The organism is Saccharopolyspora antiqui, assembly GCF_052246905.1.
GTDB lineage: Bacteria > Actinomycetota > Actinomycetes > Mycobacteriales > Pseudonocardiaceae > Saccharopolyspora.
Genome location: NZ_JBQQBO010000026.1, coordinates 40,697 through 63,624, shown reverse-complemented (window position 1 = coordinate 63,624; position 22,928 = coordinate 40,697). Strand labels below are relative to the sequence as shown.

General features: G+C 70.2%; 21 protein-coding genes. 15 read left to right on the top strand and 6 right to left on the bottom strand.

Annotated elements, in window-relative coordinates; translation table 11 throughout:
- The first annotated feature begins 14 nt into the window (after positions 1 to 14).
- Both ACTWQN_RS30990 and ACTWQN_RS30985 read left to right on the top strand, forming a co-directional pair.
- The gene (locus tag ACTWQN_RS30990) at positions 15 to 1,550 is read left to right on the top strand and encodes an acyl-CoA synthetase (RefSeq protein ID WP_443207158.1); all 1,536 of its coding nucleotides are present in this window, start codon (positions 15 to 17) and stop codon (positions 1,548 to 1,550) included.
- Positions 1,551 to 1,564: 14 nt separating this feature from the next.
- Positions 1,565 to 2,527, top strand: a complete 963-nt coding sequence (locus ACTWQN_RS30985; protein ID WP_443207157.1) for an LLM class F420-dependent oxidoreductase — start codon at positions 1,565 to 1,567, stop codon at positions 2,525 to 2,527.
- A gap of 194 nt (positions 2,528 to 2,721) precedes the next feature.
- On the opposite strand, the gene ACTWQN_RS30980 is transcribed toward ACTWQN_RS30985, so the two are convergent.
- On the bottom strand, positions 2,722 to 3,414 hold the full coding sequence (locus ACTWQN_RS30980) for a histidine phosphatase family protein (protein ID WP_443207156.1): 693 nt from the start codon (positions 3,412 to 3,414) through the stop codon (positions 2,722 to 2,724).
- Between the two features lie 202 nt (positions 3,415 to 3,616).
- Between ACTWQN_RS30980 and ACTWQN_RS30975 the strand changes: the two genes are divergently transcribed.
- The gene (locus ACTWQN_RS30975; protein WP_443207199.1) at positions 3,617 to 4,402 is read left to right on the top strand and encodes an enoyl-CoA hydratase/isomerase family protein; all 786 of its coding nucleotides are present in this window, start codon (positions 3,617 to 3,619) and stop codon (positions 4,400 to 4,402) included.
- Positions 4,403 to 4,530: 128 nt separating this feature from the next.
- Here ACTWQN_RS30975 and ACTWQN_RS30970 read toward each other — a convergent pair whose 3' ends face one another.
- Positions 4,531 to 5,358, bottom strand: a complete 828-nt coding sequence (locus ACTWQN_RS30970) for a crotonase/enoyl-CoA hydratase family protein (protein ID WP_443207155.1) — start codon at positions 5,356 to 5,358, stop codon at positions 4,531 to 4,533.
- Between the two features lie 267 nt (positions 5,359 to 5,625).
- On the opposite strand from ACTWQN_RS30970, the gene ACTWQN_RS30965 reads away from it, so the two are divergent.
- The 4 genes from ACTWQN_RS30965 to ACTWQN_RS30950 all read left to right on the top strand — a co-directional run bounded on the left by ACTWQN_RS30965 (position 5,626) and on the right by ACTWQN_RS30950 (position 9,853).
- Complete coding sequence (locus ACTWQN_RS30965; protein ID WP_443207154.1) at positions 5,626 to 6,546, top strand: SMP-30/gluconolactonase/LRE family protein; 921 nt, start codon at positions 5,626 to 5,628, stop codon at positions 6,544 to 6,546.
- A 317-nt stretch (positions 6,547 to 6,863) separates the two neighbouring features.
- Positions 6,864 to 8,537, top strand: coding sequence for a class I adenylate-forming enzyme family protein (locus tag ACTWQN_RS30960; protein WP_443207153.1), 1,674 nt, complete (start codon positions 6,864 to 6,866; stop codon positions 8,535 to 8,537).
- A gap of 1 nt (position 8,538) precedes the next feature.
- Positions 8,539 to 9,561 carry a phosphotransferase family protein gene (locus ACTWQN_RS30955; protein WP_443207152.1) on the top strand — a complete coding sequence of 341 codons (1,023 nt, stop codon included), beginning with the start codon at positions 8,539 to 8,541 and terminating at the stop codon, positions 9,559 to 9,561.
- Positions 9,562 to 9,571: 10 nt separating this feature from the next.
- A complete protein-coding gene (locus ACTWQN_RS30950; protein ID WP_443207151.1) occupies positions 9,572 to 9,853 on the top strand; it encodes a hypothetical protein in 282 nt (93 codons plus the stop codon).
- Here ACTWQN_RS30950 and ACTWQN_RS30945 read toward each other — a convergent pair.
- From ACTWQN_RS30945 to ACTWQN_RS30935, 3 genes are all read right to left on the bottom strand, one after another.
- A complete protein-coding gene (locus tag ACTWQN_RS30945) occupies positions 9,817 to 10,434 on the bottom strand; it encodes a TetR/AcrR family transcriptional regulator (protein ID WP_443207150.1) in 618 nt (205 codons plus the stop codon). The two genes, ACTWQN_RS30950 and ACTWQN_RS30945, sit on opposite strands and share 37 nt — an antisense overlap.
- Positions 10,431 to 10,772 (bottom strand): hypothetical protein, encoded by a 342-nt coding sequence (locus ACTWQN_RS30940; RefSeq protein WP_443207149.1) that lies wholly within the window; start codon positions 10,770 to 10,772, stop codon positions 10,431 to 10,433. The genes ACTWQN_RS30945 and ACTWQN_RS30940 overlap by 4 nt, the downstream gene beginning before the upstream one ends.
- Positions 10,773 to 10,863: 91 nt before the next feature.
- Positions 10,864 to 11,517, bottom strand: a complete 654-nt coding sequence (locus ACTWQN_RS30935; RefSeq protein WP_443207148.1) for a GntR family transcriptional regulator — start codon at positions 11,515 to 11,517, stop codon at positions 10,864 to 10,866.
- A 175-nt stretch (positions 11,518 to 11,692) separates the two neighbouring features.
- Between ACTWQN_RS30935 and ACTWQN_RS30930 the strand changes: the two genes are divergently transcribed.
- The 5 genes from ACTWQN_RS30930 to ACTWQN_RS30910 all read left to right on the top strand — a co-directional run bounded on the left by ACTWQN_RS30930 (position 11,693) and on the right by ACTWQN_RS30910 (position 17,830).
- Complete coding sequence (locus ACTWQN_RS30930) at positions 11,693 to 12,469, top strand: IclR family transcriptional regulator (RefSeq protein ID WP_443207147.1); 777 nt, start codon at positions 11,693 to 11,695, stop codon at positions 12,467 to 12,469.
- Between the two features lie 25 nt (positions 12,470 to 12,494).
- Positions 12,495 to 14,108, top strand: a complete 1,614-nt coding sequence (locus ACTWQN_RS30925; RefSeq protein WP_443207146.1) for an OPT/YSL family transporter — start codon at positions 12,495 to 12,497, stop codon at positions 14,106 to 14,108.
- 70 nt (positions 14,109 to 14,178) lie between these two features.
- Positions 14,179 to 15,243, top strand: a complete 1,065-nt coding sequence (locus ACTWQN_RS30920; RefSeq protein ID WP_443207145.1) for a 2,5-dihydroxypyridine 5,6-dioxygenase NicX family protein — start codon at positions 14,179 to 14,181, stop codon at positions 15,241 to 15,243.
- A 27-nt stretch (positions 15,244 to 15,270) separates the two neighbouring features.
- Positions 15,271 to 16,542 carry an alpha/beta fold hydrolase gene (locus ACTWQN_RS30915; protein WP_443207144.1) on the top strand — a complete coding sequence of 424 codons (1,272 nt, stop codon included), beginning with the start codon at positions 15,271 to 15,273 and terminating at the stop codon, positions 16,540 to 16,542.
- 52 nt (positions 16,543 to 16,594) lie between these two features.
- Entirely contained in the window at positions 16,595 to 17,830 is a 1,236-nt protein-coding gene (locus ACTWQN_RS30910; RefSeq protein ID WP_443207143.1) for a PAS domain S-box protein, read from the top strand.
- 20 nt (positions 17,831 to 17,850) lie between these two features.
- Here the strand turns inward: ACTWQN_RS30910 and ACTWQN_RS30905 are convergent, their stop codons facing one another.
- Positions 17,851 to 19,218: a dihydrolipoyl dehydrogenase family protein gene (locus tag ACTWQN_RS30905; protein WP_443207142.1), complete on the bottom strand. Its 1,368-nt coding sequence runs from the start codon at positions 19,216 to 19,218 to the stop codon at positions 17,851 to 17,853.
- A 161-nt stretch (positions 19,219 to 19,379) separates the two neighbouring features.
- On the opposite strand from ACTWQN_RS30905, the gene ACTWQN_RS30900 reads away from it, so the two are divergent.
- From ACTWQN_RS30900 to ACTWQN_RS30890, 3 genes are all read left to right on the top strand, one after another.
- Entirely contained in the window at positions 19,380 to 20,984 is a 1,605-nt protein-coding gene (locus ACTWQN_RS30900; protein ID WP_443207198.1) for an ABC transporter substrate-binding protein, read from the top strand.
- Between the two features lie 97 nt (positions 20,985 to 21,081).
- Positions 21,082 to 22,038, top strand: a complete 957-nt coding sequence (locus tag ACTWQN_RS30895; RefSeq protein WP_443207141.1) for an ABC transporter permease — start codon at positions 21,082 to 21,084, stop codon at positions 22,036 to 22,038.
- On the top strand, positions 22,038 to 22,880 hold the full coding sequence (locus ACTWQN_RS30890; protein WP_443207197.1) for an ABC transporter permease: 843 nt from the start codon (positions 22,038 to 22,040) through the stop codon (positions 22,878 to 22,880). Before ACTWQN_RS30895 ends, ACTWQN_RS30890 begins: the two co-directional genes overlap by 1 nt.
- The last annotated feature ends 48 nt before the right edge of the window (positions 22,881 to 22,928 follow it).

Here is a 22,928-nt window from a genome sequence, read left to right as displayed (position 1 = left end):
CGAGGAGGAGCCGCATGTACCCAGGAAGCCACGCCGCCGCGCACCCCGATCGACCAGCGCTGATCATGGCCGGATCCGGGGATCGGCTGACCTACCGGGAACTCGACGACCGCTCGCTGCGGCTGGCGAACCTGCTGCGCTGCGCGGGGTTGGCCAAGGGCGATGTGGTCGCGCTGCTGGCCGACAACTCGATGCACGCCTACGAGGTGTACTGGGCCGCGGTGCGCTCCGGGCTGTACGTGTGCGCGGTGAACAGCCACCTGCAGGTGGACGAAGTCGCCTACATCGTAGGCGATTCCGGCGCCAGCGCGCTGGTGGTGTCGGCGGCCCTGGGCGAACTCGCCGCAGACGTCGCGAGCCGGGTACCCGAGGTGCGCGTGCGGTTGGCCTACGGCGGTGCGGTGCGCGGCTACGACGACTACCAGGCGGGGCTGGCGGCGGCGTCCGCCGAGGTGCCCGAGGTGCAGCCGCGCGGCGCGGATCTGCTGTACTCGTCCGGAACCACCGGGCGGCCCAAGGGGATCAAGCCCGGTCTGCCGGATCGCCAGGTGCACGAACCCGGTGACACGCTGGTCGAAATCCTGCGCACCGCGTTCGGATTCGGCGAGGACACCGTCTACCTCTCGCCCGCGCCGGTGTACCACGCGGCTCCGCTGCGGTATTGCGCCTCGGTGCACGCGCTGGGCGGAACCGTGGTGATGATGGAGCACTTCGACGCCGAGGCGGCGTTGCGGGCGATCGAGCGCTACCGCATCACGCACAGCCAGTGGGTGCCGACGATGTTCATCCGGATGCTCAAACTCGATCCGGCGATCCGGGGGCGCTACGACCTGTCCAGCCACCGCGTCGCGGTGCACGCCGCCGCGCCGTGCCCGGTGGACGTCAAGCGCGCGATGATCCAGTGGTGGGGGCCGATCCTGCTGGAGTACTACGCGGCCACCGAGGGCGTCGGCATGACGATGATCGATTCCGCGCGGTGGCTGGAAAAACCGGGTTCGGTGGGGCGTGCGGTGCTGGGCGAGCCCCGGATCTGCGACGACGAGGGCCGGGTGCTGCCAGCTGGGGAGGTCGGCACCATCTACTTCGCGCGCGAGGAATTGCGCTTCGAGTACCTGGGCGACCCGGTGAAGACCCGCTCGGTCCAGCATCCCGAGCACGCCAACTGGGCCACCGTGGGCGATCTCGGCTACCTCGACGAGGACGGGTTCCTCTTCCTGACCGACCGCAAGGCCTTCATGATCATCTCCGGTGGGGTGAACATCTACCCGCAGGAGGTGGAGAACGTGCTCGCGCTGCACCCGGCCATCCTCGACGTGGCGGTGTTCGGAGTGCCCGACGACGAGATGGGGGAGGCGGTCAAAGCAGTGGTCCAACCGGCGCCCGACGCGGTGCCCGGCCCCGCGCTGGAACGGGAGATCCTCGGCTACGTGCGGGACCGGCTCGCGCACTACAAGGCGCCGCGCAGCGTGGACTTCGTCGACGAACTGCCGAGGACCCCCACCGGCAAGCTGGTAAAGGGAAAGCTCAAGGCGCGTTACGCGCATTCGTGACGGAAGGGATTGTCGTGGAACGACGTTGGGGCATCACGGTCCCGCTGCCGGGGCTGCCGCTGGCCGCACAGCGGGAGCTGATCGCCGAATTGCCGGACCTGGGCTACACCGACGTGTGGTCGTCGGAGTCGAACGCCACCGACGCGTTCACCCCGCTGGCGCTGGCCAGCAGTTGGGCGCCGCGGCTGCGGCTGGGCACCGCGATCGTGCCGGTGTACACCCGCGGCCCGGCGACGCTGGCGATGAGCGCGGCGACGCTGGCGGCGGTGGCGCCGGGCCGGTTCGTGCTGGGCGTCGGCACGTCGTCGAACGTGATCGTGCAGCGCTGGAACAGCATTCCGTTCGACGAGCCCTACCAGCGGGTGCGGGACACGTTGCGGTTCCTGCGCAAGGCGCTGCGCGGCGAGAAGGTCACCGAAACCTACGACACGTTCCAGGTGCACGGGTTCACCGCCGGGGTGGTCGCCGACCCGCCACCGCCGCTGCTGCTCGCCGCGCTGCGGCCGGGCATGCTGCGGCTGGCCGGGCGGGAGGCCGACGGGGCGATCATCAACTGGCTGTCCCCCGAAGACGTCCGCGCGGTCGTCCCGCACGTGCACGAGGGTGGTGCGGACAAGGAGATCGTGGCGCGGATCTTCGTCATGCCGGACACCGATCCCGACACGGCGCGCGGGGTGGCCCGGCGGCAGATCGCGGCCTACCTGAACGTGCCGGTGTACCGGGCGTTCCACGAGTGGCTGGGCCGCACCGAACTGGAGCCGATGTGGCAGGCCTGGGAATCCGGCGACCGCAAGGCCGCGCTGGCGGCGATCCCGGACAAGGTGGTCGACGAGCTCGTCGTGCACGGCCCGGCCGCCTACTGCCGGGAACGCGTGCGGCAGTACGTGGAAAACGGCGTCACCACCCCGGCGATCGCACTGCTGACCCAGGGCGACCCGACCGCCGCCGTCCGCGCGCTGGGGTTGGCGCAGCGCTGAAGACCGTTTCAGGCGTGGGTTCGCGTAGCGGAACCTCAGACGCCCCTCGGTCCGCCGATCCCCGACATCATGAATGCCAGCCACGTCGGGGCTGTCGTCGGCGAGGAGACGCCTGAGACCGTGTCGTCGAGATCGGGCGGCGGTGCGAGCTGAGTCCCACACCGCAAGCGGCTACACCACTTGTAAACCAGACGCTAGCTCAGCGCGGTGGCGGCCTTGGACAGGCCGCCATCGACGTGCGCGGAGTCGTTGAAGCGGCGGACGATCCAGCGGTCGCCGGTCACCACGATCTGGGAGATCGAGCCGTTGTTCGCGCCGAGGAAGGCCAGCGGTCGGGAGTCGGTGGCCAGCGCGATCACCTGCCCGATGACCCCGCCGTGGGTGAACACCGCGATGCGCTGGTCCGGGTGCGCGGCGGCGAGGCGCTCGATCGCCCCGCGCACCCGGGTGCGCAGCGATTCGGCGGGTTCCGCGCCCGGGATGACGTCCCAGCGCTGCTCGTCGTGCATCTTCAGGATCACCGGGTCGCGCTGGGCGACCTTCTGCCGGAACAGCCCGCCTTCCCACTCGCCCAGGTGCACTTCCCGCAGGTCGGGCTCGACGCGCGGGGTCAGGCCGAGGCGGGCGGCCAGCGGTGCGGCGGTCTGCGCGGTCCGTTGCAGCGTGGTCACGTAGATCGCGTCCAGCGGCTCGTCGGCGAGCCGTACGGCGACCTGCTGGGCGTGTGCCAGACCAGCGGGCGCCAGTTCCGGGTCGCCCTGCCCGTCGACCAACCGGAAGGGCTGGTCGGGGCGGGCCGGGGCGGATTCGCCGTGCCGGATCAGCAGGATGTCGGTGGCTCCGGCGGGTGCCGAGAACTGGGACTGCCGGTATTCCACTTCGGACATGCGGACTCGCTTTCCGGCCGGTCCGCGCCCGGCCGCGATGCTCGGGACTCGGGGCGAGCTCCGACTTTTCCAGTGCGGCGGGTGCATTTCAAGTGCCGGAAACGTCGCTTGGGACTGGCGCCGCCGGATGTTAACTTAACGAACGATACACGGCTGGCCCCGGCGCGCACCGGTGCCGAAACGGATGGGACGCGTGAGCACAATGGACGGTGACACGGTTCTGGTGACCCAGGACGGTCCCGTGCTGACGGTGACGATCAACCGGCCGCACCGGAAGAACGCCATCGACACGGCGACCTGGTCGGCGCTGCGCGAGGTGCTGGAGCGCGCGGCGTCCGACGACAGCGTGCGGGCGCTGGTGCTCACCGGCACGGGCGGCGATTTCTGCGCCGGTGCCGACCTGGGCAGCGATCGCGGCGGGCCGCATCCGCTGCACCGGATGCACGACATCAACGAGATCGCGCTGGCACTGCACGACCTGCCCAAACCGGTCGTCGCCAAGGTTCGCGGGGTGGCCGTCGGCGCGGGCTGGAACCTGGCGCTGGGTTGCGACCTGGTGGTGTCGACCCCGGACGCGCGGTTCTCGCAGATCTTCGCCAAACGCGGCCTGTCGCTGGACTTCGGCGGATCCTGGTTGCTGCCGCGGATCGTCGGGATGCAGCAGGCCAAGCGCCTGGCGCTGCTCGGCGAGATCATCGGTGCCGAGGAGGCCCTCGGGCTCGGCCTGGTGACCTGGGTGAAGGACGACCAGGAGCTCGACGGGTTCGTCACGGACCTGGCCGACCGGCTGGCGCAGGGCCCGCCGATCGCGGTCGCGCAGACCAAGCAGCTGCTGCACGCGGGCTCGCACCAGAGCTTCCGGGAAGCGCTGGAGAACGAAGCACGCGCCCAGACCATCAACTTCGCCACCGCCGACGCCCCGGCCGCCCGCGAAGCGTTCCTGAACAAGGCAGAACCGAACTTCACCGGCGAATGGCTACCCCGATAACCAACCCGATCGAGCGCACTTTTTCGAGGTGGGGGGCACCTGTGACCCAGTTACTTGGTCACAGGTGCCCCTCACCTCAACGCGATCGACGTACGCGCCGGTGTGTTGGGTCAGGCCGGTGTGTTGGGTCAGGTGGTGGGGTCGGTGAAGTTGGGGGAGCGGTTCTCCAGGTTGGCCCGGACCGCTTCGGTCTGGTTGGGGCTGCCGATCAGGGCTTTGATGGCGTGTTGCTCGGCTTCGAAGCCCTCGGCCAGGCTGGTGCGGCCCGCCATGTCGAGCAGCTGTTTGGAATAGCGGATCGCGTCGGGGCTCTTCGTCGCGATCTCCCCGGCCAGGGCCAGCGCTGCCGCCAGCGGGTCGGCTTCGACGCGGGTGGCCAGCCCCAGCGCGGCGGCCTCTTCGCCGCTGACGACGCGGCCGGTGTAGGTCAGTTCCTTGGCCACGTCGCGGCCGACCAGCTCTGGCAGCAGCTGGGTGCCGGTCATGTCCGGCGCCAGGCCCCACTTGATCTCCAACACCGAGAGCTTCGCATCCGCCGCAACCAGCCGGATGTCCGCGCCCAGCGCCACCTGCAGGCCGCCGCCGAAGGCGACGCCGTGCACCGCCGCGATCACCGGAACCGCCAGCGTCGCCCACACGTGCGCCGCCCGCTGGCCACGCGCCTTGGCCGGACCGATCGGCTCGGCGCTGACGGCCTCGCGGTCCGGGACCCGGCCGGTGCCGTCGGCCATCTGCTGGAAGTTGCCGAAGTCCAGCCCGGCGCAGAACGCCCGGCCTGCACCGGAGAGCACCACGGCGCGCACGCTGCTGTCGTCCCGCAGCCGCAGCCCGGTCGCGACCAGCGCTTCGAACATGGCCTGGTCGAGCGCGTTGAGCTTGTCCGGGCGGTTCAACCGAACATCCGCCACACCACCGGTGATGGTGCAGCTGACCCGCTGCTCAGCCGTTGTGGTCACGAACCCTCCTGAACTCCGCGCGATCCGCGCACTGGACCGATGCGGGCACTCGCGCACCAGGGATTTCCGCACGCTATGGGGAGCGTGCGCGGGGCGTCAAGAACGCCCCCGGTCGCCTCTTGTGCTACCTGCGACGGCGTGTCTAGGGTCACTTAACGAGCGTTAAGGAGGTTGCTCGGACTTCGGGTGAACACCTTGTCCATTGTGGAGCGCGCCGCGGCAGTGAACCGGCTCGCGGAAGGCTGCGCGGCACGAGAGAGGAACCTCATGACCGAGCTTCGGCAGATCGCATCGGGCCTGCAGTTCCCGGAAGGACCGGTGGCCCTCTCCGACGGATCCGTGCTGCTGGTGGAGATCAAGCGCGGCACCCTCTCGCGGGTGTCGCCGGACGGCGAGGTGTCGGTGGTCGCCGACTGCGGCGGCGGGCCCAACGGGGCGGCGATCGGACCGGACGGCGCGGTGTACGTGTGCAACAACGGCGGGTTCGGGTGGCTCGACGTCGACGGCCGGGTGGTGCCCGGACTGCAGCCCGAGAACTACATCGGCGGCCGGATCCAGCGGGTCACCATGGACGGTGCCGTCACCGATGTCTACACCGCCGTCGGCGGCCACCCGCTGCGCGGACCCAACGACATCGTGTTCGACGCCGAAGGCGGCTTCTATTTCACCGACCTCGGCAAACGCCGTGCGCGCGATGCCGACCGCGGCGGGCTGTACTACGCGAGAGCGGATGGCAGCCACATCGAGGAGATCGCCTACCCGCTGACGGAGGCCAACGGGGTCGGGCTGTCGCCGGACGGTTCCCGGGTCTACGTGGCGGAGACCTGGACCGGCCGGGTCTGGTACTGGGACGTGGCGGGGCCGGGGCGGCTGCGCCGAACCGGCCCGGGGCCCGCTGGTGCGCACCTGCTGCACGGCTTCGCGGGCTACCAGCTGCTCGACTCGTTGGCCGTGGACTCGGCTGGCAACGTGTGCGTGGCGACGCTGGTCACCGGTGCGATCAGCGTGCTGACGCCGGACGGTGAGCTCAAGGACGTGATCAAGCCGCCGAAGCACGACCCCCACGTGACCAACATCTGCTTCGGCGGGCCGGATCTGCGCACCGCCTACATCACCTCGTCCGGCTGGGGAATCCTCTACGCCACCGAATGGCACTGCCCAGGCCTGCGGCTGAACCACGACGCATGAGCCACAACGCATGAGCCACGACGCATGAGCCAAAACGCATGAGGGAGTGTTGAAGGTGGTCCGCGTGGCGGCGCGACTGGCGAACCTGGCGATTTCGCGCGAAATCGCCCACCTCACCCGGGGCGATCGGCCCGGCGCAGCCACTTCAACGACAGGCACTCAAGCGCCTTCTCGACTACGGGATCCCCGACATCATGTCGTCCGGCGTCGGGGCAGGCCTCGCGTAGAACGTCAGCGGGCACGGCCTGAAGGTGGGTGCAAGCGGCGCTTACCGAACCAGGCTTGATCGACCACAGTGGACAGTTGAGGAGGCCATCGTGTCGGAGGAACAGCGGCGGCGGCTGCTCGCCGAACTCACCGGGCCGGGCGGCGAGTTCGAGATCGTGCCGCAGGAGGTCGGCGGCGTCCCGATGCGGGTGTACGCCGCGGGCCCGGCGACGCTGCGCGATGTGGTGCTGTTCAGCCAGGGTTACGGCTCGCGCGACTTCCTCGTCTACGACGGGTACCGGTGCACCTTCGCGGAGCACTTCCGGCTGGTGGCGGGCCTGGCGCGGGGCCTGCGCGAGGAATACGGCCTGGTCTCCGGCGACCGGGTGGCGATCGCGATGCGCAACTACCCGGAGTGGGCGCCGATCTTCTGGGCGATCCAGCTCGCCGGACTGATCGCGGTGCCGCTCAACGCCTGGTGGACCGATGCGGAACTGCGCTACGGGCTGACCGACAGCGGTGCGGCGCTGGTGTTCGCCGACGCGCAGCGCGCCGCGCTGCTGGACCGGGAGATCCCGATCGTCGAGGTCCGCGGCGGCGATCCGGCGCCGGGCGTGCGGGCGTGGGCGGAGCTGCTGGCGGCGTTGCCCGCCGATCCGAAGCCGCCGGAGGTGGCCATCGATCCGGACGACGACGCCACGATCCTCTACACCTCCGGCACCACCGGCCGTCCCAAAGGCGCGGTCGGCACCCACCGCAACCACTGCACCAACCTGCTCAACACGGTGGTGAACCGACGAATCCACCTGGCGTTGGCGGGCGGCGGCGTGTTCCCGCCACCGGCCGCCCCGGACGCGCCGCAGCCGGGTGTCCTGCTGACCTTCCCGCTGTTCCACATCGCCGGGCTGACCTCGCTGTGCTTCGCCACGCTGGCCGGGACGAAACTGGCCACCATGTACCGGTGGGATCGGGAAGTCGCGGCGCGGCTGATCAGCGACGAGCGGCTGACCACCGCGGCCGGGGTTCCGACCGTGATGCGGGACCTGGTCGAGCAGGGCGAAGCGGTCGCCCAGCTCGACGGCGTGTCCATGGGCGGTGCGCCGATTCCGCCCGACCTGGTGCAGCGCATCGGCGCCTTCGGCACCGGCGTCGCGCCATCCAACGGCTACGGCCTCACCGAGACGACCTCGGCGGTGGTCGGCAACGCGGGCGCGGACTACCTCGCCCGCGCCAACAGCGTCGGCCGCCCGGCGCCGGGTGCCGACCTGCGGGTGGTGGATCCGGCCACCAACGAAGACCTCCCGGACGGCGAGATCGGCGAACTTTGGTTCCGCGGGCCCAACATCGTGCGCGGCTACTGGAACAACCCGCAGGCTACCGCGGAAGCCTTCACCGACGGCTGGTTCCACACCGGCGACCTCGGGTACGTCACCGACGGCTGGGTCCACGTGGTGGACCGGCTCAAGGACGTGGTGATCCGCGGCGGCGAGAACGTGTACTGCGCCGAAGTCGAGGCGGCGCTCTTCGAGCACCCCGCGGTGGCCGACGTCGCGGTCATCGGCCTGCCCCACCCCGCGCTGGGGGAGGAGGTCGTCGCGGTGGTGAACCTGCGCACCCAGGTCGAAGCGGACGAACTCCGCTCGCACGTCGCGGCCCGGCTGGCGGCGTTCAAGGTCCCGGCGCAGGTGGTGGTGCGCGCCGAGCCGCTGCCGCGGACCCCCACCGGCAAGGTCCTCAAACGGCAGCTGCGCGAGCAGATCGGCGCTGGCGCGGTGCGGGGTTGAGATGCGGTTGCGCGGCATCGATCCGGACGCGACCCAGCGGTGGCTGGCCGAGAACGTGCCCGGCCTGCGGCCGCCGGTGACGTTCGCGCTGCTCTCCGGCGGCCGGTCCAACCTGACCTACCGGATCACCGATGCGGGCGGTGTGGCGCGCGCACTGCGCCGCCCACCGACCGGCGGGGTGCTCAGCACCGCCCACGACATGAGCCGCGAGTGGCGGTTCATCTCCGCGCTGCACGGCACCGATGTCCCGGTGCCGCAACCGCTGGCGTACTGCGCCGACACTTCCGTGACCGGCGCCGAGTTCTACGTGATGGGCTTCGTCGACGGGCGCGTGCTGGCCGATCGGGATTCGGCTCGTCCGCTGTCGACGCGGGCGCGGCGGCACGCGGGCCTGGCGACCGTGGAGTGCATGGCGGCGCTGCACGGCGTCGACCCGGACGCGGTCGGGCTGGGCGACATCGCGCGCCGCGACGGCTACCTGCAACGGCAGCTGCGACGCTGGCAGCGGCAGGTGCACCAGTCCGGCGCACCGGATCTGGCGCTGCTGGACGCGGTGCACGACGCGCTGGTGCGCAAGGCGCCCGCGCAGGGCAGCGGCATCGTGCACGGTGACTTCCGGCCGGGCAACCTGTCGTTCGCGCTGGATGGCACCGTGCTGGCCGTCTTCGACTGGGAACTGGCCACCCTCGGCGATCCGCTCGCCGACCTGGGCTGGTTGATGGCGGGCTGGGAGGAACCGGGCGACGAGCTGCCCGCCGTCACCGTCGGCCCCACCGCCGAACCGGGCTTTCCCACCCGCGACGAGCTCGTCGACCGCTACGTGGCGCTCGCCGGGCGCGACGTAGCGGATCTGCCGTACTACGTGGCCTTCCAGCGCTGGCGGTCCTGCTGCATCAGCGCCGGGGTGCGGGCCCGCTACCTGGCGGGTGTGATGGGCGATGACGGCTACGTCGCGCAGGCCCGCGCGAAGGACGAGCTGCGCCAGGCAGAGGTCGCCTGGCAGGCCGTGCAAAACCTGTCGTGAGCATCTGCGGTTGAACAGCAACGTCGGGCTGCGGGTCAGCGATCCGTCGGCCTGGCCAGCACCGAGGAGCTGCGGAGGCGAAGGACCTCGACATCGTCCGGCACACGAGTTCCCCAACCTCCGCGCGGTGCACTTCGTCCTGCGTGGACTGCTGGGCACCGGTGGCTCCAGCGATCTCCGCGTCGACCCGCTCGGCAAGGCGGTGGGCGAGTTCCGCCGCGTCCACCAGGTCGAAGTTCCGGTGGAACTGCTGGCTCAGGCGCCCACGATGCGCAGCGCGATGCAGACGTAGCGGTCGGCCAGTTCGGCGGGGCCCACGTCGCCGTCCGGGTCGTACCACTGCGGAATCGCGTTGCACGCGGCCTGGATCGCCCGGCGGGCCTCGGTGGGGTGCTCGCAGCGGAAGACCCCGCGCCGCACGCCTTCGTCGATGACGTCCTGGAAAAGCCGCGTCGCGGAGGCGCGCAGCTCGGCCAGCCGTCGCGCGTGCTCGGGCTCCAGATTGCGGATCTCCCGCGCCGCGATGGTGCTTTCCACCCGCCGCCGCACCCGGTAGTCCACCGTGGCGCGCACGATGGCGCGCAGCCGCTCGACCGGGTCGTCGCCGCAGTCGCGCAGCGCCGCGTCGCAGGTCTGCACGTAGTCGTTGACGCTGTCCTCCATCAGCCCGGCGAACAGTTCCTGCTTGCTGGAATGCCAGTAGTACAGCGCGGACAGGCTCAACCCGGCCCGCTTGGCGATGTCCCGGATGGACGCGCCGTGGTAGCCGCGCTCGGCGAAGATTTCGCGGGCCGCGATGGAGAGCGCGTCGCCGCCCTGGCCGCGCGGAATGGCGGAGCCGTTGTGGGACGAGGAATCGGATGCCGCCGTCACACCACCCAGAATACGGGCTGCACCCCTCGATCGGGCACGACGAGCAGCACCCGGTGGAGCCAGGCGGTGAGCTGTTCCCAGCGGCCGGTTTCGCCTGCGGCCAGCGCTTCCCGGCCCAGTCCGGTGGCCCAGCCGCGTTCGGTGTCGTACTCGTCGCGCCACGACCACAACTTGCGGGCGATGTGACGCAGCGGGTGTTCGCGGGTCACGCCCATCGCCCCGTGCGGTTTGTGCGCGGCGGCGTCGGTGGCGGTCGTCGCGGCGGTGATCTTCGCGGCAGCGGTGGCGGCGACGGCGTTCGCCGCGCTCGTGGATCCGCACCGCTCGCGATCCGGCATGGTCGGCTCGGGCGGCCACGGGGTGCGGTGCTGTAACTGACCACTGTGGACTATCGCGGGGTGGCGAGTGTTGTCCACCAGAGCCGTTCGGTCATCCGGGCAGTGGCAGGCTCGCGCCCAGGGTGGTGGACAGCTGTACCTGGGTGGCGTCGCGGTGCGCGTCCATGATGGCGATCGCTTTCTCGGTCTGCCCGCGGCGCAGAGCGCTGATGAGCTGCCGGTGTTCCCGGACGATCCGTCGACGTGCCGCCGCGTCGTAGATGTACACGGAGCGGTAGGCCTCCGTCAGCTTCCAGATCCGCTCGATCTCGTCGACGATCATCTGCATTCCCGAGCTGCGGAAGATGACGAAGTGGAATTCGTGGTTGAGCTCGGTGATTCGCACCACGTCGATGACTTCCACCGCCTCCGCGATTCGCTCGTTGAGCTCGGTCAGCTCGATGATCTGGGCCGCGCTCAGGCGGGGCAGCTCGTGCAGCACGATCGCTTCCAGCGCCGAGCGCATCAGGTAGGCCTGGCGCAGTTCCTCCGACGAGAGGCGGGCCACCGTGTAGCCGATGTTGGGCTGGTGGCGCACGATGCCCTCCGCTTCAAGGGCTTTCAGGGCTTCGCGGACCGGAACCCGGCTCACGCCAAGGCGTTCGGCGAGCGCTTCTTGGCGCAGCGGTTGACCCGGCAACAACTCCTTGCTGCGCATCATCTGCCGGATCTCTTCGACAGCGCGGCCCACCGAAGTCTCCGCCATGCCTTCACCCCGCGCTCGGTATGAGTAGGTGTTCGCGAGAGTAACGCACGGTGGTTATCTCACTGCGCGGATTTCCTATTGACAAACCCATTGATTCATCGGACGGTAGCGCCCGGCGGATCGAATATAGCTACGACGTTGTGCATATCGCAACGATATTAGGAGGTCGGGGTTGGTGGGTTCGGGGCTGCTGCAGACCGCCGACCGGGCGCTGCAAGTGCTGCTCGCCTTCTCCGACCAGCGGCCGGAGTGGGGTGTCAGCGAGCTCGCGCGCCAGCTCGGGCTGGACAAGTCCGTCACCCAGCGGTTGTTGGCGACGTTGGCCAACCGAGGTTTCGTGCTCGCTGATCCGGATACCCGGCGTTACCGGCTGGGCCCCGCGGTGTCGCAGCTCTCCCGCGTCGCCGAGCGCAGCGGCGCGCTGAGCCTGATCGCTCGGCCGGTGCTCGCCAAGCTGGCCCGGGAAACCGGGGAGAGCGCGGTGCTCAACGTCGTGCACGGCGGCTCGTACCGGACCGTGGCGGCCGTGGACGCTCGCGGACCGCTGAGCTATTCCGCCATCGTCGGGCACGTCATGCCCGGCCACGCCGGATGTTCCGGGCACGTCCTGTTCGCTCGACAACCGATTGAGGAGGTGCGCGAATTGTTCGGGCCCGAGCCGCTGACCCGCTACACCGCTAACACCCCTACCAACTACGCCGAACTGCAACAGCGGTGGCAGCAGGTGCGGGACACCGGCGTTTCCGTCTCGGCCGGTGAGTTCGACGCCAACGTCGGCGCCGTCGCGGTGCCGCTGCCGTTGCACGGTGCGACAGTTGCGTCGATGACGTTGATCGGACCGGCCGAGCGCGTCCTCAACCGGATCGACGACCTGATCCCCCCGCTGCGGACCGCGGGCGCCGAACTGTCCAGTCGGCTGGCGCCGGGCAGCGCCGGGCCGCGCACCTGCTGATCGAATCCTTCCCGAAAGGCTGCTCATGACCATCAGCGACCCCCTGGCCGACGCCGCGCGGGCGCATCCCCGGGCCTTCGAACCAACCGTCCTGGTGCTCACCGTCGTGCTCTCGGTGGTCGGGGCGATCATCGGTCTGCACCTGATCACCACGCTCGGCATCTCGGCGAACACCTCGGTCATCGGCGCGCTCATCGCGATGATCATCGGTCGGATCAACCTCGCCGCGCTGCGCAAGATGCGCTCCATCCACCGGCAGAACCTGGTGCAAAGCGCCGTGTCCGGGTCGACCTTCGCCGCCGCGAACTCGTTGCTGGCGCCGATCGCGGTGCCCTTCGCGTTCGGCCGGGCCGATCTGGTGTGGCCGGTGTTCATCGGAGTGGCCATCGGGCTCGTCGCCGACTCCTACGTGCTGTACCGGCTGTTCAACTCGCGGCTGCTGCCCGCGCAGGCGGCCTGGCCACCGGGCATCGCCGCCGCCGACACCATCATCGCCGGTGACAAGGGCGGTCGGCGGGCCGCCGTGCTGGCCGGTGGTGCGGTCGTCGGGATCATCGGCTCGCTGTTCAAACTGCCCGTTTCGGCGGCCGGGGTGGCTTTCATCGGCAACATCTGGGCGCTGGGCATGTTCGGCATCGGACTGATGTTCAGCCAGTACAGCCCGACCTGGTGGGGCGTCGACCTCACCGACCTCTACATCCCGCACGGCGTGATGATCGGCGCCGGTCTGGTGGCGCTCGGGCAGGCCGCCCACCTGATGTTCCGCCGCAAGGGCCGCGACCAGCCGCCCGCCACCTCGGTCGATCCCAGCGAGCTGCCGCAGGTCGACGAGAAGGCGCTGCGCACCGGCGTGCTGCAGGGCTACCTGCTGTTCGTGGTGGGTGCGGCCGCGGTCGCGCTGGTCGGCGGGTTGCTGTCGGAATTGTCCGTGCCGATGCTGATCCTCTGGATCCTGGCCGCCGCGCTGGCCGCGATCATCCACGAGATCATCGTCGGGCTGGCCGCGATGCACTCCGGCTGGTTCCCGGCCTTCGCCGTCACGCTCATCTTCCTGGTGCTGGGCCTGCTCGTCGGGGTGCCGCCGGTGGCGTTGGCGATGTTCGTCGGCTACACCTCGGCGACCGGTCCCGCCTTCGCCGACATGGGCTACGACTTCAAGGCCGGTTGGCTGCTGCGCAAGGAACACCGGCCCTACGACGTCTTCGAGCGCTCCGGCCGGTTCCAGCAGTACCTGGCCTCGCTGGTCGGTTTCGCGGTGGCGACCATCGCGGTGGCCGTCTCCTGGCAGGCCTTCTTCGGTAACGGGCTGCTGCCGCCGGTGGCCAAGGTCTACGCCACCACCATCCACGCCGGGCTGACCGAACCGAACGTGCTGATGACGTTGCTGCTGTGGGCCGTGCCCGGCGCGCTGATCCAGCTGTTCGGCGGTTCGAACCGGCAGATGGGCGTGCTGCTGGCCACCGGTCTGCTGGTCGCCACGCCGCAGGCCTGCTGGCTGGTCTTCGGGGCGCTGGTGGTGCGGATCGTCTACCGATGGCGGCGCGGTGACCGGGCCGATGAGGACCTCAACCTCGTCGGCGCCGGGCTCATCGCCGGTGACGCGCTCTATTCGACCGGCCGGATCTTCGAATCCAAGTGAAGTGCCGAGGACCAGTGAAGTGCCGAATCCAAGTGAAGTGCCGAGCAACAGTGAATTGCGGAGGAACGTCGTGGAAGTTGTGAGCCGAGTCGAGTCCCGGCCGGAGTACCTGTCCTGGGAGGCCGCCGTCGGGGCCCGCAAGCTCGTCGAACAGGTCATGCTGGTCAAACCGGGCGAACAGGTGGTGCTCACCGGGGACACCTCGACCGACCGGCGCGTCGTGGAACTGACCGCGCAGGCGGTCGCCGCCGCCGGGGCGACACCGACCGTGATCTGGTACGAGACCCGGCCGAGTTCGGCGATGGAGCCGCCCGCGCCGGTGGCCGGTGCGGTCGCCAACGCCGACGTGTGGATCGAGTTCAGCGTCGCCTACATCATGCACAGCGACGCCTTCCGCGCCGCGATCGCGGGCGGCGCCCGCTACACCAACCTGACCGGCATGGACATCCCGATGCTGGTCGACACCATCGGCCGCCCCGACTTCGACGGCGTGATGCGGCTGGGCCGCGCGCTGGTCGGCCTGCTGGCGGCCGCCGACGAGGTGCGCATCAGCGCCGCGGGCGGCACCGACCTGGTGGGCCGCAACCAGGGCCGCCCGATCAACCTGCGCGGCAAGCCGGCCGAGAAACCCGGCGAGACCGTGATGCTCTCCGGCCAGATCTCCTGGAACCCCGTCGAGGAGACCCAGCACGGCACGCTGGTCTTCGACGGCGCGCTGTGGCCACCGGCCGAGATCGGGCTGCTGCGTTCCCCGGTGCGCTGCGAGGTGTCCGGCGGGGTGGTCACCGAGATCACCGGCGGCCGGGACGCCGACGTCTTCCGCGGTTGGATGCAGTCCTTCGACGACCCCAACATGTTCCGGCTGGCGCACTGGTCGCTGGGTTTCAACCCCGGCGTGCTCCAGCCGACCGGTCGGATCGTCGAGGATGAGCGGGTGTTCGGCTGCGTCGAGATCGGCATCGGCACCAAGGGCGCGTGGATCGGCGGGCAGCCGTGGGTCGCCGCGGCGCACACCGACGGCAGCGTGCTGGGCCCCTCGATCCACCTCGACGGCGAGGCCATCGAGATCGACGGCCGCTACGTGCACCCGGAGCTGGTGCGGATCTGCCGCGAGATCGGCGCGCCCGGCTACTGATACCAGCCACGTTGGAGGAGAGATCGGATGTCCGCTGTCACCTACCGCCGTCCCGGACTGCTCGCCAAGGATCACGTCTTCCGGGTCCCGCTGCGCCACGACGACCCGGGTGCCGGGGAGATCGAGGTCTTCGGGCGGGAGGTGGTGGCACCGGGCAGGCAGGACCAGGCGCTGCCCTGGCTGGTCTACCTGCAGGGCGGACCGGGTGGCAAGGCGGAGCGCCCGCTGAGCACCAGCGCCTGGCTGCGCCGCGCCCTGCAGGACTACCGGGTGCTCCTGCTGGACCAGCGCGGCACCGGGCGCAGCACCCCGGCCAACCGCCAGACGCTGGCCGGGATGTCGGCGTCCGAGCAGGCCGAGCACCTGAGCCTGTTGCGCGCCGATTCGATCGTTCGGGACGCCGAGGTGCTGCGCGAGCGGCTGATCGGCGACGAGCCGTGGTCGGTGCTGGGGCAGAGCTTCGGCGGGTTCTGCGCGCTGACCTACCTGTCGTTGGCGCCGGACGGCCTGCGCCAGGTGATGATCACCGGCGGGATTCCGACCCTGACCGGTCATGCGGACGACGTTTACCGCGCCGCGTACCCGCGGGTGCTGCGCAAGAACGACGCGTACTTCGCCCGCTACCCGGCGGACGCCGCCATCGCGCGGCGCATCGTCGAACACCTCGCCGAGCACGAGGTGATCATGCCGACGGGGGAGCGGCTGACCCCGGAGCGCTTCCAGAGCCTGGGCAGCCAGTTCGGCCACGCCGCGCGGTTCGACGCGCTGCACTACCTGCTGGAGGAGGCGTTCGTCGGGGATGCGCTGTCGGACACCTTCCTGCGCGGGGTGGACGCGGTGGTCTCCTTCGCCGAGCGTCCGCTGTACGCCGCGCTGCACGAGGCCATCTACTGCCAGGACAGCGCCTCCGGGTGGTCCGCGCAGCGGGTGCGCCGGGAGTTCGACGCGTTCGACCTCGGCCGCGCCGACCGGGTCAACTTCACCGGCGAGATGATCTACCCCTGGATGTTCGAGCAGGACCCGGCGCTGGTGCCGCTGCGCGAAGCGGCCGACCTGCTGGCCGCCAAGTCGGACTGGCCGCGGCTCTACGACCTCGACCGTTTGGCCCGCAACGAGGTGCCGGTCGCCGCGGCGGTGTACCACGACGACATGTACGTCGACCGCGACCAGGCGTTGGAGGCGGCGCAGCGGGTGCGCAACGCGCGGGTCTGGGTCACCAACGAGTACGAGCACGACGGGGTCAAGGCCGCTCCGGCGGTGCTGGATCGGCTGCTGGCGATGAACCGCGGCGAAGCCTGACGCGGACCACACTGCTGCGTGCCGCGGCCCGGCCCGCTATGGTTCGGTTCTCATGTCCCCCCGGGAGCCGAACTTCGCCGCTGGCGTGCCGTGGCAGGGCGTCTTCGACCAGGCCTCCGCTGCGATGGCGATCATCGACTTGCAGGGTCGTTACCTGTACGTCAACGAAGCGCTGTGCCGATTGCTCGGTTACCGGCGCGAGGAGTTGCAGGGCCTGGACTACCGGAACGTCACGCACCCCGAGGACATCGATCCGGAGGGGCCTGCGGAGTCCCCGGAGCCGCTGGAGAAGCGCTACATCCGCTCCGACGGCAGCGTCATCTGGGCGCTGGTGGCGCGATCGTTCATCCGGGACAGCAGCGGCCGGGCGCTGTACTACCTGTCCCAGATCCAGGACATCACCCGACGTCGCGAGGCCGAGCTGCTCTGGCAGCGCAGCTTCTCCAACGCCCCGATCGGCATGGCCGTGCTGGACCTCAAGGGCGCCTGGACCGCGGTCAACGACACGCTCTGCAGCATGCTCGGCTACACCCGCGAAGAGATGCTCTCGATGTCGTTCTCCGACATCACCTACGAGGACGACGAAGAACACGGCATGGCCGCGCTGGCCGACCTCGTCGAGGGCGGGGTGGACAGCACGAGCGTGGAGAAGCGCTACCGGCATCGGGAAGGCCACCCGATCTGGATGTTGATCCGGGCGACCACAGTGCCCGGCGCCGATGGCGCGCCCGCTTACGTGGTCAGCCAGTACGAGGACATCGGCGAGCAGCGCCTGGTGGACGCCCACCTCGCGCACCTGGCGCTGCACGATCCGCTGACCGGGCTGGCGAACCGCGCGCTGCTGGCCGACCGGCTCGACCACGGGCTGCAGCAGCTCGCGCGCGGCAACGGCGTGCTGGCTGTGGTGCTGGCCGACCTCGACCAGCTCAAGCCGGTCAACGACCGCTACGGACACGCGCTGGGGGACCAGTTGTTGATCGCCACCGCGCGGGAGCTGCAACTGGCGGTGCGGGCCGGTGACACGGTGGCCCGCATCGGTGGTGACGAGTTCGTGGTGGTCAGCCTGCTGCCCGACGAGGCCGCCGCGCAGGCGCTGCGCGAGCGCGTCGAGCGGCACCTCAACACCGAGCTGGTGGTGCAGACCATCCGGATCCGGTTGTGCGCCAGCGTCGGCCACGCCACGACCGCCGATCCGGCGGTCGTGGCGGACGCGCTGCTGCACGCCGCGGACCGGGACATGTACGTGAGCAAGCGGCGTCGCCGGGAGGCGCGCGGCGGGAGCCGCTGACCCCCGCTCAGATGTCCCGCTCAGATGTCGAGCTCGCCCAGCGCCGCTTCGATCGCCCGGTGGAACGTCGGGTAGGCGTAGATCATCTCGCGGAGCCGCTGCACCGGGACTTCGGCGTGCACCGCGACCACGAGCGCGCCGATGATCTCCCCACCGGCGGGCGCGACGACGGTGGCACCGACCAGCACGCCGCGTTCGGCATCGGCGACGAGCTTGATGATCCCCTCGTTGCCGACCTTGTGGATCCAGCCGCGCGAGGACGCCGGGATCTGGGTGATCCCGGTGCGCACCGGGATTTCCCGTTCCCGAGCGCGGGATTCGGTCAGTCCGACGGTGGCGACCTCGGGATCGGTGAAGGTGACCGCGGGCATCGCCCGGTAGTCGGCGACCTCGGAGCCATTCCCGAGGATGTCGGCGGCGGCGATCCGCGCCTGGTAGACCGAGGTGTGCGTGAAGGCCCCGTGGCCGGTGACGTCACCGAGCGCCCAGACGCCGTCGGCGGCGCGCAGCCGCCCGTCCACCTGGATGCTCCGGGCGGTTTCGTCCAGCCCGACGGCCGCCACGCCCAGCGAGCTCAAGTCGGTGCGCCGCCCAGCGGCGACCAGCAGCCGTTCGGCGGTCAGCACCTCGCCGGAGTCGAAGCGCAGGTGGAACTGGTCGTCGTACTTGATGTGCTCGATGCCGCAGGAGGTGTGGATGCGGATGCCGTCGGCGCGCAGCGCTTCGGTCGCCACCTCGCACGCCTCCGGCTCGGCCGTCGGCAGCAGCCGGGACTGCGATTCCAACAACGTCACCGCAGTGCCGAAGCGGGCGAAGACCTGCGCGAACTCCACCCCGACCGGTCCGGCACCGAGCACCAGCAGGGACTTCGGCGCCTCTGCCGCCCGCACCGCGTCGCGGTTGGTCCAGTACGGACTGTCCGCGAGGCCCTCGATCGACGGGATCACCGGATCGCTGCCGGGGTTGAGCACGATGCCTCGTCGTGCGCGGAAAACCTGGTCGCCGACGGTGACTTCGCCGGGTGCGGTGATCCGGCCGAATCCGCGCACCAGCCGACCGCCGAGGTCTTCGAAGCGCCGCACCGTCGCGTCGTCGTTCCAGTCGGCGGTCGCCTCGTCCCGGACGCGGTCCGCGACCGGCGCCCAGTCCGGCTCCACGGTGGTCCGCCCGCCGAGTTGGGGCACCCGCCGGGCCTCGGCGAGGGCGTCTGCGGCTCGGACCATCATCTTGGTCGGAATGCAGGCGAAGTACGGGCATTCGCCGCCGACCAGGCGCGCTTCCACCCCGACCACCGCCAGGCCCGCTTTCGCGAGCTCGGCGGCCAGGTATTCGCCGCCCGGCCCCATCCCGATGACCACGACATCGACCTCTTCGGCCACCGCACTCACCCCATTCCGTCCTCGGTGCCGCCTTCCAGCGCAACACCGAGTCGCGGGGTGCGCCACCTCGGCGGCCGACCACGGCAACCTATCGGAAGGTTGGATTTTGCGCGGACAAGCATTATCGTACGTCAACCAACTGAGTTGGACAGTTGTACGATTAATGCTTGGTGGCGAGTTGGGTGGATGAGCGGCAGCGCGACCCCGGTGCGGGCCGGATGCGCAGACGAACCCTGTTGGGCGGCGGTCTGGGACTGCTGGGCACCGCGGTGCTGGCCAGTGGCTGCGGTGGTGCGGGTGCGGCACCGCTGCCCACCGCCGCGGCCACCGGGGTGCCAGGCCCCGGCGGCGTGCTGCGCATCGCGCGACCGCCCGCGTCGCAGGCCGAAACCCTCGATCCGGCCAGCTCGCTGTCGGCGTACGAATACCTCGGGGCGCTGTTCAACCGGGTGGTCCGGATCGATCGGGACGGCCGGATCGCGCCGGATCTGGCCGAATCTTGGGAATCCGACCCGCTGGGCATGCGGTGGCGGTTCCGACTGCGCCGGGACGTGCACTTCCACAACGGCAAACCGTTCACCGCCGCCGACGTCGTCTACACCGTGCGACGCATCCTCGACCCGGCGCTGTCCTCCCCGCAGGAGGGCGTGCTCGCGCCGCTGCTCGACCCGGCCGGGGTCAGCGCGCCCGAGGAGTACACAGTGGACTTCGCGCTGAAGTCGCCGAACGCGGAGTTCCCCAGCTTGCTCGCCGCCTACCAGTGCTACGTGGTGCCGGACGGCAGCGGCGCGAGCATCGCGCAGACCGGGATCGGCACCGGCCCGTTCCGGCTCGAATCGTTCACCGCCGCGGGGCGTGGGCGGGTGGTGGCCAACCCGGACCACTTCGCCGGGGCGCCGGTGCTGTCGGCCATCGAGTACTTCGCCATCGCCGATATGCAGGCGCGGGCGAACGCGCTGCTGGCCGGACAGGTCCACCTGCTGTCCCAGACGAACCTGGACTTCGCCACCGCGCAGGTGATCAACGCTTCGCCGCGCACCACGATCGCCCGCGCCCCGAACTCCCAGTGGTACGGCCTGCCGATGCTGTGCACCGCAGTGCCGTTCACCGATCCGTTGGTGCGCAAGGCGTTCAAGCTCGCCTACGACCAGGAGTCGGTGTTCGGCGTGGCGATCCAGCGCGCGGGCACCCTGGGCAACGACAACCCGGTGCCGTCGAACGATCCGATGTGGACCGACTACCGGGTGCCGCACGATCCGGACCGGGCGCGGGCGCTGCTCAAGCAGGCCGGTCAGGAGGACCTCGCGCTGGACGTCTACACCTCCGCCTACGACCCGGTGTTCACGCCGATGGCCTTGGCGTTCGCTGACTCGGTGGCCCAGGCGGGCATTCGGCTGCGGGTGCGCACGGCCTCGGCCGACTCGTACTACTCTCAGATCTGGATGCGGCAACCGCTGTGCGCCACCTACTGGTACACCGGGCGGCCGATCGACCAGCTGCTCAACCAGATCTTCCGGGGTGGCTCGTCCTACAACGAAACCGGCTGGGCCGACCCCGCTTTCGACGCGATGCTTGACGCCGCCCGCCGCGAGATGGACGAGGCCCGGCGCCGGGTGCTGTACCAGGACGCCCAGCGCTACCTGGTGGACAACAGCGGCTCGATCACCCCGATGTTCGCCGACCGGCTGGTCGGGATCTCCCGCGAGGTGCTGAACTACGCGGAACACGGCTTCGAGTTCGACTACCTGAACATCGGACTCCGGAGGCGGCCGTGAGCAACAATTTTTCGCTTCTGCTTGCGGTCGCCGCTCGGGTGCGGGTGTCCCGCAATGAGGACCGCGTGCGGGTGTCCCGCAAGGCACTGGAGTCGTGATGTGGAGATTTGTGTTGCAGCGGTTGGCATCGGCGGTGCTGACCATCGTGCTGTCGTCGCTGCTGGTGTTCTTCGCCGTCCAGGCGCTGCCGGGCGATGTCGCCACCCAGGTCCTCGGTCGCGACGCCACCCCGGAGGCCGTCGCGGCGATGCGCGAGCAGCTGCACCTCGACGTACCGGCCTGGCAGCGCTACCTGTCCTGGGTCGGCTCCGCGCTGCACGGCGATCTCGGCACTTCGCTGGTCTCCGGTGATCCGGTGGCGGCCGATCTCGGGCTGCACCTGCGCAACACGCTGCTGATCGCGGTGGTGACCATCGTGGTGGCGATCACGGTGTCGCTGGTGCTGGGCGTGCTCGCCGGGCTGTACCGGGATCGGTGGCCGGACCAGGCGATCTCCTGGCTGAGCCTGATCGGCATGAGCATCCCGGAGTTCGTGGTGGCCACCCTGCTGGTGCTGGTGTTCTCGGTGACCGTGCCGCTGCTGCCAGCGGTGGTGCTCGACGGTCCGAACGCGACGGTCGCCGACCTGCTGCCCGCGATCTGGTTGCCAGCCGCCGCGTTGGGCGTGGTGATGGCCGCCTACATCGTGCGGATGACGCGCACCAGCGTGATCGACGTGATGGCCGCGGAGTTCGTCACCACCGCCACGCTCAAGGGTTTGGGGCGCTGGCGGGTGGTCACCCGGCACGCGCTGCCCAGCGCGTTGTTGCCGACGTTGAACGTGATCGCGATGAACATCGCCTGGCTGGTCGGCGGGGTGGTGGTGGTCGAGAACGTCTTCAACTACCCGGGTGCCGGGAAGTTGATGCTGGAGTCGGTCTACGACCGGGATCTGCCGATGCTGCAGGCGATCGCGCTGCTCGGCGCGTGCGTGTACGTGGTGTGCAACCTCGCCGCCGACCTGGCCGCGATGGCGTTGAACCCGAAGCTGCGGACCGGGGGAGGGAAGGCGTGATGGTGGCGTTGAAAACCCGGCTGCCGCGTTCGACGACCGCGCGCATCGGCATGGCGATCGTGGGGGTGCACATCCTGCTGGCGCTGCTGGCCCCGGTCATCGCACCGCACTCGCCGGTGGCCAACGATCCGGCGCAGGCGTTGCTGGGCGGCAGCTGGCAGCACTGGGCGGGCACCGACCAGTACGGCCGGGACGTGCTTTCCCGCGTGCTGTACGGCGGTCGGTACGCGCTGGAGGTGTCGTTCCTCGCCACGCTGTGCACGGTGGGGCTCGGCACGCTGATCGGTGCGTTCGTGGCGCTGCGCGGCGGATGGCTGGACAACGTGGTGATGCGGGTGCTGGACGCGGTGCTGTCGGTGCCGCCGATCCTGGCGCTGCTGGTGATCGTCACCGTGTTCGGCACCGGTGCGGGAGTGATCGTGCTGGCGGTGACCGTCGTCTACACCCCAGCGGTGGTCCGGGTGGTTCGAGCCGCGGCCCAGGCGGTGGTGCCCGCCGACTACGTCACGGCGGCGCGCGCCCGCGGCGAGCGGGCGCTGTCGATCCTGGTCCGGGAGATCTTCCCGAACATCGTGGACGTGGTTTTCGTGGAGTTCGCGATGCGGGCTTCGTGGGCGGTGCTGCTGATCAGTTCGCTGTCGTTCCTCGGGTTCGGGGTGAACCCGCCGACCCCGGACTGGGGCCTGATGGTGGCGGAGAACCGCACCGCGATCACCGTGGTGCCGCTGGCCAGCCTCGCGCCGATCATCGCCTTGGCGACCCTGGTGGTGGGCCTGAACCTGGCCGCCGACGGACTGTCCAAGGCGTGGGGCGTGGACCGGATTCAGCAGGAGGTCGCATGAGTACCCCTGTGGCAAGCCCAGTCCTCCGCAACCGCACCTCAGGGGACC